General features: G+C 74.4%; 12 protein-coding genes. 9 read left to right on the forward strand and 3 right to left on the reverse strand.

Annotated elements, in window-relative coordinates; translation table 11 throughout:
* Positions 1 to 11 precede the first annotated feature (11 nt).
* The 3 genes from NE235_RS25905 (at position 12) to NE235_RS25915 (ending at position 1,684) form a co-directional block, all read left to right on the forward strand.
* A complete protein-coding gene (locus NE235_RS25905) occupies positions 12 to 821 on the forward strand; it encodes a YceI family protein (protein WP_252807458.1) in 810 nt (269 codons plus the stop codon).
* Positions 822 to 933: 112 nt separating this feature from the next.
* Positions 934 to 1,293, forward strand: a complete 360-nt coding sequence (locus tag NE235_RS25910; RefSeq protein WP_252807459.1) for a hypothetical protein — start codon at positions 934 to 936, stop codon at positions 1,291 to 1,293.
* On the forward strand, positions 1,286 to 1,684 hold the full coding sequence (locus tag NE235_RS25915) for a hypothetical protein (protein ID WP_252807460.1): 399 nt from the start codon (positions 1,286 to 1,288) through the stop codon (positions 1,682 to 1,684). Before NE235_RS25910 ends, NE235_RS25915 begins: the two co-directional genes overlap by 8 nt.
* Positions 1,685 to 1,721: 37 nt before the next feature.
* Here the strand turns inward: NE235_RS25915 and NE235_RS25920 are convergent, their stop codons facing one another.
* A complete protein-coding gene (locus NE235_RS25920) occupies positions 1,722 to 2,102 on the reverse strand; it encodes a hypothetical protein (RefSeq protein WP_252807464.1) in 381 nt (126 codons plus the stop codon).
* 130 nt (positions 2,103 to 2,232) lie between these two features.
* Here NE235_RS25920 and NE235_RS38330 point away from each other — a divergent pair, with 130 nt between their 5' ends.
* Both NE235_RS38330 and NE235_RS25930 read left to right on the forward strand, forming a co-directional pair.
* On the forward strand, positions 2,233 to 3,594 hold the full coding sequence (locus NE235_RS38330; protein WP_252807466.1) for a sensor histidine kinase: 1,362 nt from the start codon (positions 2,233 to 2,235) through the stop codon (positions 3,592 to 3,594).
* A 12-nt stretch (positions 3,595 to 3,606) separates the two neighbouring features.
* A complete protein-coding gene (locus tag NE235_RS25930; RefSeq protein WP_252807468.1) occupies positions 3,607 to 4,245 on the forward strand; it encodes a response regulator in 639 nt (212 codons plus the stop codon).
* A gap of 31 nt (positions 4,246 to 4,276) precedes the next feature.
* Here the strand turns inward: NE235_RS25930 and NE235_RS25935 are convergent, their stop codons facing one another.
* Positions 4,277 to 5,368: a lysylphosphatidylglycerol synthase transmembrane domain-containing protein gene (locus NE235_RS25935; RefSeq protein WP_252807470.1), complete on the reverse strand. Its 1,092-nt coding sequence runs from the start codon at positions 5,366 to 5,368 to the stop codon at positions 4,277 to 4,279.
* Between the two features lie 383 nt (positions 5,369 to 5,751).
* Here NE235_RS25935 and NE235_RS25940 point away from each other — a divergent pair, with 383 nt between their 5' ends.
* Together NE235_RS25940 and NE235_RS25945 are read left to right on the forward strand one after the other, a co-directional pair.
* Positions 5,752 to 6,828, forward strand: a complete 1,077-nt coding sequence (locus NE235_RS25940; RefSeq protein WP_252807473.1) for an alpha/beta hydrolase — start codon at positions 5,752 to 5,754, stop codon at positions 6,826 to 6,828.
* On the forward strand, positions 6,795 to 7,943 hold the full coding sequence (locus tag NE235_RS25945) for an alpha/beta hydrolase (RefSeq protein WP_252807475.1): 1,149 nt from the start codon (positions 6,795 to 6,797) through the stop codon (positions 7,941 to 7,943). The genes NE235_RS25940 and NE235_RS25945 overlap by 34 nt, the downstream gene beginning before the upstream one ends.
* Positions 7,944 to 8,048: 105 nt before the next feature.
* On the opposite strand, the gene NE235_RS25950 is transcribed toward NE235_RS25945, so the two are convergent.
* The gene (locus tag NE235_RS25950) at positions 8,049 to 9,662 is read right to left on the reverse strand and encodes an MFS transporter (protein ID WP_252807478.1); all 1,614 of its coding nucleotides are present in this window, start codon (positions 9,660 to 9,662) and stop codon (positions 8,049 to 8,051) included.
* A gap of 276 nt (positions 9,663 to 9,938) precedes the next feature.
* On the opposite strand from NE235_RS25950, the gene NE235_RS38335 reads away from it, so the two are divergent.
* Positions 9,939 to 12,851, forward strand: a complete 2,913-nt coding sequence (locus NE235_RS38335) for an FHA domain-containing protein (RefSeq protein ID WP_308206154.1) — start codon at positions 9,939 to 9,941, stop codon at positions 12,849 to 12,851.
* On the forward strand, positions 12,848 to 13,066 hold the full coding sequence (locus tag NE235_RS25965; protein ID WP_252807480.1) for an SAM-dependent methyltransferase: 219 nt from the start codon (positions 12,848 to 12,850) through the stop codon (positions 13,064 to 13,066). Before NE235_RS38335 ends, NE235_RS25965 begins: the two co-directional genes overlap by 4 nt.
* Positions 13,067 to 13,198 lie beyond the last annotated feature (132 nt).

Genomic DNA, 13,198 nt, shown 5'->3' on the forward strand with positions numbered 1-13,198 from the left:
GGGGCCTGCCAGTGAACCACGCGAACGCCGCCGTCACGGCCCGGATCGTCGCCCCCGGAGGCTGGCCGGTCGAGCACGCGATCCTGACGCTCACCGACGCCACGGGCCGCCAGGCCGGCCGCACCGCGGTCGACACGACCGGACGCGCCGTCCTGGAGGGGATCGCGCCCGGCGTCTACACGCTGATCGTCTCCGCCGCGGGACACCAGCCGGAGGCCCGGACCGCGGTCGTCGGCCCGACCGGCCTCGACCTCGGCGACATCGAGATCGCGGGGACCGGCGGACGCCGGCTCCCCGAAGCCGGCGTCTGGGACATCGACCCGGTGCACTCCTCCGTGCAGGTCCGGGCCCGGCACATCGGGCTCGTCAGCGTGCGCGGGCGCATCAGCGACTTCTCCGGCGAGATCGTCGTCACCGACCCCGTGGAGAACTCCACGGTGGAGGTCACCCTGCGGGCCGCCAGCATCGACACCGGGAACTCCGACCGCGACACCCACCTGCGCAGCAAGGACTTCCTCTACGTCGACGAGTACCCCGACATCGCCTTCCGCAGCAAGGGCCTGCGGCGGCTCGCCGACGACCGATGGGCGATGGACGGCGAGCTGACCATCCGCGGCACTACGCGCCCGGTGACGCTCGACACCACCTACCTCGGCACGGGACCGGACCCGTGGGGCGGCGTGCGCTGCGGCTTCCACGCGGTCACGGAGCTGAACCGCGACGAGTTCGCCGTCGACTGGAACCAGGCCGTGCGCGTCGGGATCGCCGCGGTGGGCGGCACCCTCCTGGTCGAGCTCGACATCGAGCTCGTGAAGCGCTGAGACGAACTCCGGGCGGCGTCGCCGGGGCCGCCGGTCGCCAGTACTACACGCCGTAGTACGGTCTTCGCCTGTGCAGGCGAAGCGAACGGCGAACCGAGAGGAAGGCTGACGCGTGGTCCACGCCCTGGCGGTGTCACTGATCATCGGCGCGCTCGTGCTCGCCGGTCTGGCCCTCGCGACGGCCGCCCTGAACCGCCGGGTCGGCGTCGCCCTGCTGGGCGCGGCCGCGCTGGGCGAGGCCGGACTGCTCGTCCAGGTGGTCTGGGCGATCGTCCGGCTGGCCGGCGGTGCCCGGCCGGTGGGCGGAATGCCGATCTTCATCGGCTACCTCGCCGGGTCGCTGGTGATCCTGCCCGTCGCCGCGTTCTGGGGACTCGCCGAGCGCACCCGCTGGGGCCCGGTCGTCCTCGCCGCAGGTTTCCTCGTGATCGCCGTCCTCGTCGTCCGCATGCAGCAGGTGTGGCATGGCTGAGGCGGGCGCGCGGCGATCCGGGCCCGGGCGGGTGCTGATCGCCGTGTACGGCGTGTTCGCCCTCGCCGCGAGCGCCCGGGCCGGCGTGCAGATCGCCACGAAGTTCCATGAGGCGCCGGTGGCCTACCTGCTGTCGGCGTTCGCGGCGGTCGTGTACGTCCTGGCCACCGTGATGCTGGCCCGCTCCGGCCGTACGTCGTATCGCGTCGCCGTCGCCTCCTGCACCGTCGAGTTCGTCGGCGTCCTGGCGGTCGGCACCTACAGCCTCACCGACCGTGCCGCCTTCCCCGACCCGACGGTGTGGTCGGGCTTCGGCAGTGGGTACGGCTTCGTGCCGGTCGTGCTCCCGGTGCTCGGCCTGCTGTGGCTGCGCCGGACCGCGCCCCGCTGACCTCCGTCCGGCCGGTGCCCGGGAGGCCTCCGCCGGCTCACCGCCACCCCCGCGCCCGGATCCGCAGCGCGAAGGCGGCGCAGACGGCGGCGAACGGCAGTTCCAGGGTGCACGCCATCACGATGGACGCCGGCCGGTGGCCGGGCCGGGCCGTCATCACGTCGAACCAGACGTCGGCGAGCATGAGCGCGGCCAGCCCGGCGGCGGTCAGGGCCGCGCGCCCGTCCCCGCGGCGGGCCAGCCATCCGGTCAGCGCCATCCCGGCGACGAGCAGGAGGTCGAAGCCGATCCAGAGGTGACGGGCGGCGGCGGGGGCGTAGAACCCGAGGAGCACGGTCCAGGCCCCGACGGCGATGGCGCCGCCGAGGAAGACGAACGCCGCGAGGGCACCGTCCCGGTGGGCGATGGATGTCGTCATGGCCCCCACCCTCCGCGGCGGGGACGGGTCCCGCGTCCGCCGGGCGGTCCGACCCGGCGGCCGGTCGGAGGAGCCGCCCTCCTCCCGGAGGAGGAAGGCACGGGCGCCGGCGGGTCCTAATGTCGGCGGTGTGGAGAGAACCCGGCCCGGCCGCCTGCTGGGGAGCGGTCTCGCCCAGGCACGCGCGGTCCTGCGCGGTGGCGGTCCCGCCCCGGCGCGGGCGGTGCCGCGGGGCGACCGCCTGGCTCAGGCGCGGGCGGTGCCGCAGGGCGATCGTCTCGGCCCGGCGCGGGCGGTGCCGCGGGGCGACCGTCCCGCGCAGGCGCGGGTGACGCTGCGGGGCGATCGTCTCGGCCCGGCCAGGGCGGTGCTGCTCGGCGGTGGGTTCGGCCCGCTGCGGGCCGTCCTGCTCGCCTGCGCGCTCGGCTATCTCCTCCTGCACCGGACCGGCGCCCCGCGGGCCACGGCCGACTGGGCGTTCGCGCTGTGCTCGCTCGCGCTGGGGGCGGCCGGCGGGCGGTTCCCCCTGACCGTGGCACTCGGGCAGCCGGTGCTCCTCGCCCTGGCCGAGAGGTTCGGTCACGTGCCGCCGATCGGCATCAAGATGATGGCGAGCGTGGCGCTGTTCGAGGTGGTGCTCCGGCGGCGGGGCGTTCCGGTCCTGCTCGCCGCCTCGGCGCTGACCGCGGTCTACGTCGCGATCGGCCTGCCGGGGGACGTCCCGGCACTGCTGTACAAGGTGGCCGCGGTCGTGGGCGGCCCGGTGCTGCTCGCCGCGTACGTCCGCTCGCTCGAACAGGTCGCCCGCAGCGCCCAGGAACGCGCGGCCGAGGCCGAGCGGGCCGCCCGGATGAGCGAGCGCACGGCGATCGCCCGCGAACTGCACGACATGGTCGCCCACCACCTGGCCTCGGTGGCGCTACGGGTCGGTGTGGCCCGGCACGTCATCCCGCGGGCCGACCCGCGAGTGACCGAGGTGCTCGACGACGTGCACGCCAGTGCCTCCAGCGCCCTGGCGGACCTGCGGCGCCTGCTCACCGCGCTGCGCGATCCGGACGACCCCGGTCGCCTGCTCGCCGAGCCGACGGATCTGCCCGTCGCGCTGGACGGTCTCGTCGAGCGGGCCCGGCAGGCGGGGCTGACCGTCGAGTCCTCGGTCGCCCCCGAACTCGCCGGACTCGACGCCGTACGCGGCCTGACGGTGCTGCGCCTCGTCCAGGAGGGGCTCACCAACGTCGCGAAGCACGCGGGGCGCCGGGCGTCCGTACGGCTCGCCGCGACGATGACCGGGGACGGCACCGTCAGCCTGGAGATCGACAACGACGCCGGCGGCGGTCCCGCCACGAACGGTGACCCGCCGGCGACCGGCGGGGGCGGGCACGGCCTGCTCGGCATGCGCGAACGGGTCGACCTGGTCGGCGGCAGCCTCGACGTCGGCCCCACCTCCGGCGGATGGCGCCTGTCCGCCCTGCTGCCCGAATCGGGGTCGTGATCGGATGAGGGGATGATCCGGGTACTCATCGTCGACGACCAGCATCTCGTCCGGGCGGGCCTGCGGATGCTGTGCGAGTCGACCGACGACATCGAGGTGATCGGCGAGGCGACCGGCGGGGCCGAGGCCGTACGCCTCGCGGCGGGCCTGGCGCCGGACGTCGTCATCATGGATCTGCGCATGCCGGGCGTGGACGGCGTCGTCGCGACGACGCGGATCCTCACCGAACGGCCGTCGACGCGCGTCGTGGTCCTCACGACCTTCGATGACGACGACCATCTCTACCCGGCGCTCGCCGCCGGAGCCTGCGGTTTCCTCGCCAAGGACGTCGCGCCGGAGACACTGGTGGACGCCATCCGGCGGGCGGCCGACGGGGACAGTCCCTTCAGCACACCAGTGCTGCGGAGGCTGGTCGCCCAGGCGGTCGGCGCGCGTCAGGACGAACCCGCGAACCCGGGCCCGGACCTCACGGGACGGGAGCGCACGGTCCTGGCCCTCCTGGCGGAGGGACTGTCCAACGCGGAGATCGCCGCACGCCTGCACATCGGCGTCACGACGGTGAAGACGCATGTGGCGGGTCTCATGACCAAGACGGGGTGCCCGAACCGGGTGCGTCTCGCGGTCTTCGCCGCCCGGAACGGCCTGGCCTGACCCGGGAGACGCCGGGGAGCGCCCCCGCGCGCTACAGCCCGTGCCTGCGGCGCAGGAGCCGGGTGCTGAACACGCCCACCGGGACGGGCGCCCAGAAGGTCATGGCCCGGAACAGCAGGACCCCTTCGGCCGCCTGGCCGGTCGGGACGTGCGCGGCCGCCAGCGCGGTGATCAGCGCGGCCTCGGTCGACCCGACCCCGGCGGGCGTCGGGATCGCCGCGCCGGCCGTGGCACCGAGCAGGTAGACGGCCGGCAGCGCGACGAAGGCGCCGCCGAGCGCGCCGGGCACGGCGAGCAGGCTGACCGCGAACGCCAGCGCCAGCGCGACGTGCGCGCCGGTCGACGCGGCGAGCGTCCACAGCAGGCAGCGCGGCCGATGGAGGAGGTGCCGCAGCGATCGGCCCACACCGGTCACCGTGGCGCGGGCCCAGGCCCGTGCCCGGCCGCCCGGCCAGCAGAACACGATCAGGCCGACGAGGATCGCCGCACCCGCCACCGAGAGGACGACCGGGACGATGACCCCGGAATGACGGCTCATGACCCGGTCGAGGCGGATGGCCGGCACCGACGGGTCGCCCAGGCCGTTCCACACGCCGACGGCCAGCACCACGAGGCCGAGCTTCGTCACGCCCCGCATGAGACCGGCGGCGGCCATCGCCGCCGTCGCCTCGTACACCGGCAGGCCGCGCCGGGTGAGGTACCGGCAGGTGACGGCCGCGGAGCCGAGGCCGCTCGGCGCCAAACGGTTGGCCGCGGCCCCGGCGAACTGCGACGCCGTCACCTCCCACAGGCGCAGCCGCCGCCCGGAGACGCCGTCGGCCGCGGCGCGTACGCCGAGGCCCGACGCGAGGTAGTGCAGCGTCGCCAGGGCGGCGATCAGCGGCACGAACTCCCAGCGGATCCGGCAGGCACGGGCCGACAGGTCCCCGGCCCAGTCGCGAAGGTCGACGTCGTGGAAGCCGATGTCGGTCAGGCGCGCGCCGGCGACCACCCCGCACAGCGCGGCGGCGAGCAGCCCGGCGGCCACCCGCGTTCGTATCGGGAACCGTGCGACGACCGACCCGTCGAGCCGCTCGACGACCGGGTCGGGCACCCGTCGCCGGGTCAGGATGCGCGGACTCATGACCTCGACCTCCCCCGTCGGATGAAGCATTCGGGAAACGGGGGATGAGGGGCGGCTGACGTGATGGTTCCTCCAGGTCCACCGGCGGACGGTGCCGTAGCCGACCAGCGGCCGCCGTGGCGTGTCACTGCCTGAATGGTACAACGTGACTGCTGTGGGTGATCATGATTCCCGCGCGGCCCGGTGCCGTAGGGACGATCGCACCCCGGCCTGGGCGTCGCCTCCACGCCGCCTGCGAGAAAGGTGAGCGTCCCGCTAACCGTGCGTTGAACGAGTACTGACCCGCGGCTCCCTACGCTGTCCGCAGCGATGACGAGGGGATCCACGCTTTTGCGGGAGCGAGAACGGCGGCCGGGCGCTCATTCACCCGAGAAGGTGTCCTGATGGGCCTGACCGACGGGCCGTTCGTCCTCCTGCTCGGGGTCCTGGGACTCGCCGCGTTCACGGCCTGCGTCGGCCTGTTGCCCCGGGTCTCGGCCGGTGGTGCGCGTCAGGCGGCGGCGCGGGCGGGCCTGGTGGTGGGCGCCCAGTCCGTCGTGGTGTTCGCGGTGCTCGTGGCGGTGAACTCCTCGTTCGGCTTCTTCGGGTCCTGGGCCGACCTGTTCGGCACGGACCGGAGCCGGGTGCGGGTCGTCGGCGGAGCGGCCGGGGCCACGCCGCCCGCCGCCGCGGCGCAGCCGTCCCTGCGGCCCGCGTCCGACGCGTTGTCGCGCGCCCTGCCCCCGGACGAGGGGCGCCTCGACGCGGTCGTCTTCCACGGCCTGCGCTCCGGCGTCACGGCCACCGGCTACGTGTACCTGCCCCCGCAGTACCTCCGGCACGATCACCGCCACCGGCGGCCGCCCGTCGTGCTCGTTCTCACGGCGGACGTGCGGGGCGCGCTCACCCGGCTGCGCCTGCCGTCGGTCGCGGCCCGTGAGGTCGCCGGCGGCGCGGTCCAGCCGACCGTGTACGTCCTCATGAGCCCGGTCGGCGCCTGCGTCGACGCACCCGGCGGCCGGCAGGCGAACACCTTCTTCGCCGAGGACGTGCCGATGGCGGTGGCGGCCTCCTACCGGGTCGCGCGGGACGGTCCCGGCTGGGGCGTCGTCGGGGACGCGTACGGCGGTTACTGCGCGGCCAGGCTCGCGCTGCGGGACGGCGACCGCTTCACCGCGGCGGCCTGCGCCGCGTCGTCGTACGGCGCCCCGCCCGGTGACCTCTACGGGCGCAGCTCGGCGATCCAGCGCGACGCCGACCTGCTCTGGACGCTGGGCCACCGCCCGCCGCCCCCGGCGCACCTCCTCGTCCTCACCGCCGGGGGCGCGCGCGAACCGGCCCGGCGGCTCACCGCCCTGGCCCGGCCGCCGGCGAGTGCCGAGACCCGCACCGTCCGTGGTGGCGGCGCGCTCCCGACCTGGCAGCGGGACCTTCCTGCCGTACTGCGATGGCTCAGCGGCCGGCTGAGCCCGGAGAGCTGACGTCGATGGGCCTCACCGGCACCCCGTTCATCGTGCTCGTCTGCGTGCTCGCCCTGGCCGCCCTGGCCGGCGTGGTGTGGGTCGCGCCCTGGGCCGCGCGCGGCGTCCCGGCGCGGGTCGGCCTGCTGCTGGTCTCCCAGGTCCTCCTCCTGGCCGCCCTGCTCACCGTCGCCAACGCGTACTTCGCCTTCTATGGGTCGTGGGGCGACCTGCTGGGCATGCCCGGCGGCACGGGCGATGCGGCGGGGCACCGCCCTCGGGGCGGGAGCGGCCCCGGCGGGCCGGACCCGCTGCTCGTGCCGGCGCACGACGCCTTCGTCGACGGGCACCGCCTTCCGGCCAAGGACGGGCGGCTGGAGGCGGTGACGATCCACGGCGCGCGGTCGGGGATCACCGCCCTGGCCTACGTCTACCTGCCGCCGCAGTACTTCCAGGACCGGACCCGGCGGTTCCCGGTGACGCTGGCGCTCACCGGCTATCCCGGGAACGCCCGGAACCTCATCACCCGCCTCCGGCTTCCGCAGACGGCCGCCCAGGAGATCGCCGCCCGCCGCCTCAAGCCGATGATCTTCATCATGATGCGGCCCATGGTCACCCCGCCGCGCGACACGGAGTGCACCGACGTCCCGGACGGCCCGCTCGCCGAGACGTTCTTCGCGCGCGACCTGCCCGCCGCGGTCCAGGAGGCGTACCGCACCGTGCCGGCCCCCGCCGGATGGAGCGCGATGGGGGACTCCACCGGCGGGTACTGCGCGCTGAAGCTCGCCATGCGCCACTCGGACCGGTACGCCGCCGGGATCTCCCTGTCGGGCTACTACAAGGCGCTGCGCGACATCACCACCGGCGACCTGTACGGCGGGAGTCCGGCGTACCGGAATGAGAACGACCTGGTCTGGCGGCTCCGGCACCGGCCCGCCCCGCCGGTCGACGTCCTGGTGACGACCAGCCGGGTGGGGGAGAGGGACTACCGGGCGACCCGGCGGTTCATCGCGCTCGTCCGCCCCCCGATGCGCGTCGCCTCGATCACCCTCCCCACGGGCGGGCACCACTTCAGCGTCTGGAACCGCGAGCTCACCCCCGCGCTCCGCTGGCTGAACGACCGCCTCGGCGTGTGACACACCCGCCCGGCACCTTCCGGCATGGCGTCTCCGGACCCGGCGTCCCAGGACCAGAAGCCCCCGGACCCGGCGCCCCGGAGCCGGGGGCGCCGGCGCGCGGTCTCAGCCCTGGCAGGAGGAGCCGCGGGGGAGGCCGTACGGCGCGCCGATGCGGTAGCGGCCGGGGGCGGGGGCGTAGAACCGGGTCCAGTCGCCCTCCTTCGCGAGGCAGCCCGGCCGTCCGCCGAGGACCTTCAGCCACGGGGACCAGGGCACCCGGAGCAGCACCGAACCACTGGAGGAAACCGTGACGTCCAGCTCGTTGTCGAGCGCGCGGTTCACGGTCGCCGGCGGATCGGCGAGCGGGACGGCGTCGGTGACGCGGTACAGCCGCCAGTGCCGGTTGTGCCAGACCGGCCGCAGCCAGGGCTGGCCCGCGCGGACGATCCGGGCCTCGTCGATGGCCTGCCAGTCGGGCTGGGCGGAGGGCAGGACGACGTAGCCCACGGCCCAGCGGCGCAGCCAGTCGTGGTAGGTGTCCGCGTTCAGCGTCCCGTCGTAGAACAGGGCGTTGCGCTGCACGTCGGCCTGGCGGTTCCAGCCGCGCGCCAGGTTGACGTGCGTGGCGAGCTCGGAGGCCTCCAGGTGGGTGCGCTCGGGCACGACCTCGACCCGGCTCTGGTCGGCGCGCACCCGGCGCAGCTCGCCGACGAGGCTCGTCGTGTGCCCGACGGTCGCGGCCGTGTTGACGAGGTCGAACACCGGCCGGGCCACCTGGGAGATCACCGTGGCCGCGAAGGCGATGTACAGGACGGCCATGCGCCGGTGCAGCGCCGCGGCCAGCAGCGCGGTCCCGCCGAACAGCAGCGCCATCCGGTCGACGTTGCTGCCCACCTGGGACGGGATCACCCAGGTGAGGACGGTCCCGATGGCGTACACCACCGCCCCCAGGCGTATGGTCCGCCATCCGCGCGGCGCGAACGCGACCAGGGCCACCGAGGCGACCACGGGGGCCACCACGAGGTACCAGGGGAACGGCTGGACGCCCTCGAATGGGAAGAACAGCGCGGATCCCCCCACGACCACCGGCGGCCCGGCGGCCACGGCGTACGCGGCCGGGCGGCGGCGGGTGAGGAACAGCGCGGCGGCGACCACTTCCAGGAACAGGCCCGCGACCGGGCTGGCGAGCGTGGCCAGCACGCCGAGGCCGATGATGGCGACGGCGCGGAGCACGCGGGGACCGCGCGGCACGAACACCACCGTCACGGCGGCCAGCCCGAAGAACACGCCCAGTGCGAAGGTGACGCGGCCGGACACGGCGTTGCAGGACAGGGAGAAGGCGGCCCACAACGCGGGCGCGAGCGGGCGTGAGACGCCCGAGCGGACGAGGAGGAGGGCGACCAGGGCCGCGGAGAGCGTGCCGGCGATCACCGCGGCCGTGCGCACGCCGATCAGCGCCATGAGGTACGGCGAGATGACGCTGTAGGACATCGGGTGCATACCGCCGTACCACGCGAAGTTGTACGCGGAACCGGGGTGACGCCCTACGAATCGCGTCCAGGCGTACTGCGCGGCGAGGTCACCGCCGTCGGTCGCGGCGTATCTCGCCCACAGCAGATGCAGGATCGCCGCGGCGGCCGTCGCCACCACGATCGGGTGGAACAGCCATCGCCGGTGGTTGGACCGGCGGGTACGTGGAACGTCGGCCCTGGGGGCCGGCTGCAGCGTCGTGGTCATCGCCCGGCGGCACTCTCCGGATGCGCCTGGTGAGACGCCTGAGGCTCGGGGGACATTCGGTCAATGATCGAGGATGCGCGGCCCGGGGGCAAATCAGGCACGCCGACGGGAGATAAATGCCCTCCCCGTCATATCGGTCCTGAGTGGATGTCTCCCACTTTTGCGAAACATTGCAGCGTATGTCGGCGAAGCCCTAGTGTTTAGCCTCGGCCAGGGGAGGCGCGTCCGTAGAACCGCTCACCCGGCGCTACGGGGCAGTGACGGGAAGGCGGTTTCGTGACTCAGCTTTTCGTGGATGGCAACGGCACTTCGGTGGCTCTTGATCCACGACGCGCCTACCGCGTGGGCCGGGATCCGGGATCGGACATCGTCATCGCCGTCGACGGCGTCTCCCGTACCCACGCGATCCTCCGCTTCGACGCAGGTCAGTGGGTGCTCGAGGACAACGGCAGCGCCAACGGCACCTACCAGGACGGCCACCGGATCCAGCGCGTCGTCGTCGCGCCGGGCACCCAGGTCCGCCTCGGCCACCCGGCGGAGGGCGTCCCGCTCGTCTTCCGGGCCGCTCAGGCCACGCCCGCCACCACGCCGGGCTCCGCCGCTCCGGGACCCACGGGGCCGGGCTCGCCCGCCGCGCCGCCGGCCGCCGGTCCGGGATACCCGCCGTCGGGTGCGCCGGGCACCGCGCCCGCCGCCCAGGGCGGCCATCCCGCTCCGGGCCGCCCGCCCGCGTCCGAGCCGTCCCCGCGCCCGGCCGTGCCGTATCAGCAGGACGCGTCCCCGCAGGCGGCGCCGCCCGCGGGGCCGTCGCAGCCGGGCGTTCCCGGCCAGTACCCTCCGCAGGCCGCCGGTGGGGGTGCGCCCTACGGCCATCCGCCCGCGGCCCAGGGCGCCCCGGCGGGCGGGACCGAGGCGCACGGCTACCCGCCCGCGCCCGAGGCGTACCCCGGCCAGATCCCCCCGACGATCGATCCGTCCGCCACGGGCCGGCCCGGCCCGTACCCCGGCGCGGCACCCGACCGGCAGGCCGCCCCGTACGGCGGGACTCCTCCCCAGACGCCCCCCGGATACGGCGGCGGCCCGGCCCCGTACCCGCCTCCCCCCGGACCCGGCGGCCCGGGCGGAGTTGCGGGGCAGCCCGGTCCGGGCGGCGTTGCGGGACAGCCGGGACCCGGCCCGCGGCCGCGGTCGCCGATCGTGCAGACGATGAGCGGGCAGTACCGCGAGCCCACGCAGATCCGCAGGCTCGAGGGGTCGCGGGTCGTGCGCATCGGCCGCGGACCCGAGAACGACATGGTCATCGCGGACCTGCGGGTGTCACGCCAGCACGCCGAGCTGCGCTCCACCGGCGGAACGTACGAGATCGTCGACCTGGGCAGCCGCAGCGGCACCTACGTCAACGGCCGGCAGGTGCAGCGGGCGCCGATCGGCCCGCAGGACATCATCGGCATCGGGCCCTCGACGTTCCACCTCGTCGACGACGTCCTCATGGAGTACGTCGACGCCGGCGCGGTACGGCTCAGCGCGCACGACCTCACCGTCACCGTCGACAAGGGCAAGGTGCTGCTCGACCACGTGACGTTCCCGCTCGGCGAGAAGTGCCTCGTCGCGGTCATCGGGCCCAGCGGCTCGGGCAAGTCGACGCTGCTGCGCGCGCTCACCGGCCTGCGGCCCGCCGACCAGGGCATGGTGTCCTACGACGGGCGCGACCTGTACCGCGACTACGCCGAGCTGCGCTCCCGCATCGGGCTCGTGCCGCAGGACGACATCCTGCACACGCAGCTGACGGTGCGCCGCGCGCTCCTGTACGCCGCGGAGCTGCGGTTCCCCGACGACACCCGGCAGAGCGAGCGCAAGGCGCGCGTCGACGAGGTCCTCAAGGAACTCTCCCTGGACCACCGCAGGGACAACAAGGTCTCCGCGCTGTCCGGCGGCCAGCGCAAGCGCGTCAGCGTCGCCCTGGAGCTGCTGACCAAACCGTCGCTGCTCTTCCTCGACGAACCGACCTCCGGCCTCGACCCGGGCCTGGACAAGTCGGTGATGCAGATGCTGCGCGGCCTGGCCGACGACGGCCGTACGGTCGCCGTGGTCACCCACAGCGTCGCGAACCTCGACATCTGCGACCGCCTGCTCGTCATGGCGCCCGGCGGCCGGATCGCCTACTTCGGCCCGCCGAAGGAGGCGCTGCCGTTCCTCGGCTTCGACGACTGGGCGGACGTCTTCCAGGCGTTCGACGACCAGTCCATCGACTGGGGCGGCCGCTACCTGCACTCCGCCGAGCACCAGCGGTACGTCCAGGCCGAGCTGGTCCAGCCGGCCGCGCCGCAGACCGGGCCGGTCGCCTCCTACCAGCCGCCGCCCAAGCCGCAGAAGTGGCCGGAGCAGCTGAGCACGCTGATCCGCCGCTACGTGCGGGGCATCGCCGCGGACCCGATGTTCCTCGGCATCACCGTGCTGCTGCCGATCATCATGGGCCTGCTGGCCCGCGTGGTGCCCACCGGCGACCTGCTCGCCCGCCCGGGCACGAACGGCCAGGCGGCCAACCTCCTGCTGATCCTGTGCATCGGCGGATGCCTCACCGGCGCCGCCAACGCGGTGCGCGAACTCGTCAAGGAAAGACCGATCTACCAGCGAGAACGCGCGGTCGGACTGTCCAGATCCGCGTATCTCGCCTCGAAACTGCTCGTGCTGGGCCTGATCACCATCGGGCAGGGGATCGTGCTGACCCTGGTGGCCATGCTCGGCGTCAAGACGCACGACAAGGGCGTGATCACCACTCCGCTCACCGAACTGGTCCTCGCGATCGCCCTGCTGTCCTTCACCGCGATGGCCCTGGGCCTGCTGATCTCCGCGCTGGTCAAGACCAGCGAGATGACGATGCCGCTCCTGGTCATGTCGACGCTGGTCCAGGTGGTCTTCTGCGGCGCCCTCGTCCACCTGGACGGCAAGCCGGTGCTGGAGCAGCTCTCGTGGCTGGTGCCCGCCCGGTGGGCGCTCGCCGCGATGGCCGGCACCCTCGACGCCGGGCAGCTGATCCCGCACCGCGACACCCCGCCGGACCCGCTGTGGAAGCAGGACCTCGCCACGTGGAGCCTGGACATGGGCGTCATGCTCCTGCAGGTCGTCGTCCTGTCCTTCCTGGTGGCCCGGATGCTCCGCCGTCAGGAGCCGGAGGTCATGCGGAAGTGACGCCGGACCCGCGCGCGGCGGCCCCGCATCCGGGGATCGACACCTCGGTGCCGCACACGGCCGACCCGATCGTGCCGGCCCACGCGCGGGCGCTGCCGTCCCGAGAGCAGCAGGACCGCGCCACCATCGTGGCGGCCGACCTTCGCGAGCCGGAGCAGGTCCTCGCCGATCTCTCGATCCGCGGAGTCATCGACTTCGACCGGCCGGCCGGCTGACGAGGCGCGGACAGGCGGTCTCCGGGACACGGCCGTGACCGGCCTGCCGGCCTGACGCCGCGCGGACGGGCGGCCGGCGGCCGGATGAGGCCCCTCCCGGGTCCGCGCGCCGCCGCGAGCCGTACCATCATG

Source organism: Actinoallomurus spadix, assembly GCF_024055725.1.
In the GTDB taxonomy this organism is placed as follows: domain Bacteria; phylum Actinomycetota; class Actinomycetes; order Streptosporangiales; family Streptosporangiaceae; genus Actinoallomurus; species Actinoallomurus spadix.